The organism is Streptomyces sp. F001, from assembly GCF_004187715.1.
GTDB lineage: Bacteria > Actinomycetota > Actinomycetes > Streptomycetales > Streptomycetaceae > Streptomyces > Streptomyces flavusporus.
On the sequence record NZ_QZWF01000115.1, the window covers coordinates 1 to 4639 of the forward strand.

Genomic DNA, 4639 nt, shown 5'->3' on the forward strand with positions numbered 1-4639 from the left:
CTCGACGAGTGATCGAGTCTTACGCTATCAGCACCAGCCGTGTTGGAACCAGCCCGGTTGACGTCAACGTCAAGGAGATAGCGCGTGCTTGGTTCTCGCGACGCACTGATCAAAGTCTACCCGACCGCGCCACGACGCAGAGCCGCGCTGCTCACCGTGACGACCTTTCTCGCGGCGACGTTCACCGCACTCCCGGCCGCACCGGCCGGCGCCGAAGAGGTCGAGCAGCTGAAGAACGGCACGTTCGACACCGGCACCGAGCCGTGGTGGACGACGAGCAACGTCACCGTGGGCCTGTCCGACGGGCAGCTCTGCGCCGACGTGCCCGGCGGCACCGCCAACCGCTGGGACGCCGCCGTCGGCCAGAACGACATCGCCCTGGTGAAGGGGGAGTCGTACCGCTTCTCCTTCACCGCGAACGGCTCGCCCGAGGGGCACGTCGTGCGGGCGATCGTCGGTCTGTCGGCGGCGCCGTACGACACCTGGTTCGAGGTGACGCCGGAGCTGAGCGTCTCCGGGAACTCGTACGCGTACACCTTCACCTCGCCCGTCGACACGCCCCAGGGCCAGGTCGCCTTCCAGCTCGGCGGCAGCGCGGACGCGTGGCGCTTCTGCATGGACAACGCCTCGCTGCTGGGCGGTGTACCGCCCGAGGTGTACGAGCCCGACACCGGGCCGCGGGTGCGAGTGAACCAGGTCGCCTATCTGCCGGTCGGGCCGAAGAACGCCACGCTGGTCACCGACGCCACCGAGAAGCTGCCCTGGCAGCTGAAGAACGCGTCCGGGGCCGTGGTCGCCCAGGGCTGGACCGTGCCCCGCGGCACCGACGTTTCCTCCGCCCAGAACGTCCACTCCATCGACTTCGGCGCCCACCGCAAGCAGGGCAAGGACTTCACGCTGGTCGCCGACGGTGAGGCGAGCCGCCCCTTCGACATCGGCACGGCCGCCTACGAGCGGCTGCGCCTCGACGCCGTGAAGTACTACTACACGCAGCGCAGCGGTCTCGCGATCCGTGACGACCTGCGCCCGGGCTACGCCCGCCCCGCCGGACACGTCGGCGTCGCACCCAACCAGGGCGACGGCGCCGTGCCCTGCCAGCCGGGGGTGTGCGACTACACGCTCGACGTCACCGGCGGCTGGTACGACGCGGGCGACCACGGCAAGTACGTGGTCAACGGCGGCATCTCCGTGTGGGAGCTGCTGAGCACGTACGAACGCGAACTGCTGGCCCGTACCGGGGAGTCGGAGAAGCTGGGTGACGGCACGCTCGCCATCCCGGAGAGCGGCAACAAGGTGCCGGACATCCTCGACGAGGTCCGCTGGGAGCTGGAGTTCCTCCTGAAGATGCAGGTGCCCGACGGGCAGCCGCTGGCCGGCATGGCGCACCACAAGATCCACGACGAGCAGTGGACGGGTCTGCCGCTGATGCCGCACGACGACCCGCAGAAGCGTGAACTGCACCCGCCGTCCACCGCGGCGACCCTGAACCTGGCGGCGACGGCCGCGCAGGCGGCGCGCCTGTACAAGCCGTACGACCGGGAGTTCGCGGCGAAGGCCCTGGCCGCCGCGCGCAAGGCCTGGTCGGCGGCGCTCGCCCACCCCGACCGGTACGCCTCCGAGAGTGACGGCATCGGCGGCGGTACGTACGCCGACAGCAACGTCACCGACGAGTTCTACTGGGCCGCGGCCGAGCTGTATCTCGGCACAGGTGAAAAGGAGTTCGCGGACCACGTCCTCAACTCCCCGGTCCACACAGCCGACATCTTCGGCCCCCTCGGTTACGACTGGGCCAGGACCGCGGCAGTGGCCCGGCTGGACCTGGCGACCGTGCCGAGCAGGCTGCCCGGCCGGGACAAGGTGCGCCAGTCCGTGATCAAGGGAGCGGACCGCTACCTCGCCACGCTGAAGTCACACCCGTACGGGATGCCGTACGCCCCCGAGGGCAACCTCTACGACTGGGGCTCCAACCACCAGATCCTGCACAACGCCGTCGTCATCGCCACCGCGTACGACATCACGGGCGCCTCGAAATTCCGTGACGGCGCGCTGCAGAGCATGGACTACCTCTTCGGCCGCAACGCCCTGAACATCTCGTACGTGACCGGCTACGGCGAGGTCAACTCCCGTAACCAGCATGCCCGTTGGTATGCCCACCAACTCGATCCGAACCAGCCGAACCCACCGGCCGGCACGCTCGCCGGCGGGCCGAACTCGAGCATCCAGGACCCCTACGCACAGAGCAGACTCCAGGGCTGCGTCGGTCAGTTCTGCTACATCGACGACATCCAGTCCTGGTCGACGAACGAGCACACGATCAACTGGAACTCCGCCCTGACCCGGATGGCGTCCTTCGTGGCCGACCAGGGATGACCGCTGAGGTTCACATGTCCTCGTCGTCCCGGTGCACGTGCGTGAGCTTGTCGGGGTTGGACACGATGTACACGTCCGACACCCGGTCGCCCTCCGGGGTGAGGTCCATGACCATCACGGCGTAGGGCGAGTCTCCCTGGAACAGCACCGCCGCGTCGTCGCCGTTGACGCGGCGGTAGCTCAGGTCCAGCCCCTGTGTGCCGCGCCGGGCCGCGTAGCCGGTGAGCAGGCGGACCGCCTTGTCCCGGCCGTGCACGGGACGCAGCCCGGCCCTGCGGTTCCCGCCGTTGTCCGTCCACACCGTCACATCCGGGGCGAGGACCTCCATCAGTGCGGCGATGTCCCCGCCGAGCGCGGCCCGCACGAAGCGCTCGGTCGCCTCCCGTCGCACCCGCGGATGCGCCCGGTAGCGCGGGCGCCGGGCCCGCACATGGGCGCGCGCCCGGCGGGCCAGCTGCCGGACCGCCGCCGGGCTGCGGTCGATGATCTCCGCGATCTCGGTGTGGGCGTACCCGAACACCTCGTTGAGCACGAACACCGCCCGCTCCAGCGGGGTCAGGCTCTCGAGGACCACCAGCATCGCCAGCGACACCGACTCCTCGCGCAGGACCGGGTCGACGTCGGCCGTTCCCGCATCCTCGACCAGGGGCTCGGGCAGCCACGGGCCGACGTACGTCTCCCGGCGGCGGCTGATCGCGGCGCGCCGCGCCAGGGCGTGGTTGACGGCGATGCGCACCAGGTACGCGCGCGGACTGGCGATGCGGTCGGCGGTCTCGGCCCCCGTGCGGGCCGACCACGACAGCCAGGTCTCCTGAAGCACGTCGTCGGTGTCGGCGACGCTGCCCAGCATCGTGTAAACGATGCCGAAGAGCAGCTCGCGATGGCCGACGAACACATCGGTCGCGTCGTGCGTCTCGGGCGCGGGGCGGTCGGACATGGCTGGGCCTCCCGGGGCAGCGCGGTACACCACTGGGAGGTACGGGGCGGTCCGAATGTGACATCGGTGCTGCCGAATGTGACGTACCTCTCAAGGGTTTTGAGCGCTCTCTGCCCGTCCGGTACCTACCCTGATCCCTGCTGAGCTGGGGATATTTACGAGTAAGTACCCGCGCGGTACCGTGATGTCATGCCAGCCCTCAACGTGGAGTTCAGTGATCGTGAGCTGGAGGACCTGCGACAGATCGCCAAGGAGCGCGGTACGTCGATGAAGGCCCTCGTGCGTGAGGCGGCCGCGGCCGACATTGCCCGGCATCGGGCGCTGCAGGAGGGCGCCGAGGCCTTCCGCCGGTTCTTCGCGGCCCACGCCGACGAGTTCGCGGCCGCCTTCCCCGACGACGAACCGCCCGCCGGTGGCGAGGGACGGGCCGCCTGACCGATGGCGCCCGTCCTGCACATCGACGTGCCCTGGCTGCTCCAGCGGCACGAGGAGGTCCTGCCGGACCAGCCGACGATCAACGACTTCTCCGCACTGGTCGCCGCCGTCGCCCGGCACCGCGTCGATCCGCCCCGCCTCGGCGTGGACTCCGACCCCGCCTGGCGGGCCGCCGCACTGCTGCACACCCTCGCCCTGCTCAAGCCCCTTCCGTCGGCGAACGCCCGTTTCGCCTGCGCGACGGCCATGGCGTACATGTTCGTCAGCGGCGTCGGCATCGACCCGCCCTACGGGGCGCTGGTGGACCTGGCCCGGGACCTGATCGACGGCAGGACCGATGTCTACGGCGCCGCTGACCGGCTGCGCTCCTGGCAGATCTGACGCGCCCGACCCGGCCGCCCCTCCCGCCCTCGGGACCGCCGGCCGAGGGCGGGAGGAACAGGGCCGGCGGCCGCCTCACGCAGGGGAGCCGCCGTCCTGCGCGGGGGCCTGGCGAGAGAGGCCGGTTCCATCCAACTGCTCGGCCGGAGGCGTCGGGAGAGTGCGCGGCCTCCCGTTGCGTGCGTCGGTTTCACACGGGGCGCATGGAATGGTGAATGGCCGGGGCGGCGGCGTGAGTTACCATCGAATCTGACTTTATTTCAGTGTGGCTGATGTTGCCCAAGTGCCTTGTTGGCCGTGAGTGCGATGTGCAAGGGTGAACCATCCGGCGGGGGGAGTAATGGCCGGGCACATTCGCACTTCGGTGAACCGGTCGTGCGAAGCGCCAAGGGTGAATTCACGCTCCCCGCACCCCGCCAAAAGGTACGCACCAACCCGGGCTCCTTTTCGGCGGTCAGAGCCCTCGTGTACCACCTGCGTGGGAAAGGAATCCGCTCAGTGCCCACCCCCCACCCC

General features: G+C 69.8%; 4 protein-coding genes. 3 read left to right on the top strand and 1 reads right to left on the bottom strand.

All coding sequences use genetic code 11. The features are described 5' to 3' along the window. Window positions 1-84: 84 nt before the first annotated feature. Window positions 85-2370, top strand: coding sequence for a glycoside hydrolase family 9 protein (locus tag StrepF001_RS44585; protein WP_346657028.1), 2286 nt, complete (start codon window positions 85-87; stop codon window positions 2368-2370). Between the two features lie 10 nt (window positions 2371-2380). Here StrepF001_RS44585 and sigJ read toward each other — a convergent pair whose 3' ends face one another. Beyond that, window positions 2381-3307, bottom strand: a complete 927-nt coding sequence (gene sigJ / locus StrepF001_RS44590; protein WP_129803774.1) for an RNA polymerase sigma factor SigJ — start codon at window positions 3305-3307, stop codon at window positions 2381-2383. Between the two features lie 189 nt (window positions 3308-3496). Here sigJ and StrepF001_RS44595 point away from each other — a divergent pair, with 189 nt between their 5' ends. Both StrepF001_RS44595 and StrepF001_RS44600 read left to right on the top strand, forming a co-directional pair. After that, on the top strand, window positions 3497-3742 hold the full coding sequence (locus StrepF001_RS44595; RefSeq protein ID WP_129803775.1) for a hypothetical protein: 246 nt from the start codon (window positions 3497-3499) through the stop codon (window positions 3740-3742). 3 nt (window positions 3743-3745) lie between these two features. After that, complete coding sequence (locus StrepF001_RS44600; protein WP_129803776.1) at window positions 3746-4123, top strand: toxin Doc; 378 nt, start codon at window positions 3746-3748, stop codon at window positions 4121-4123. Window positions 4124-4639 lie beyond the last annotated feature (516 nt).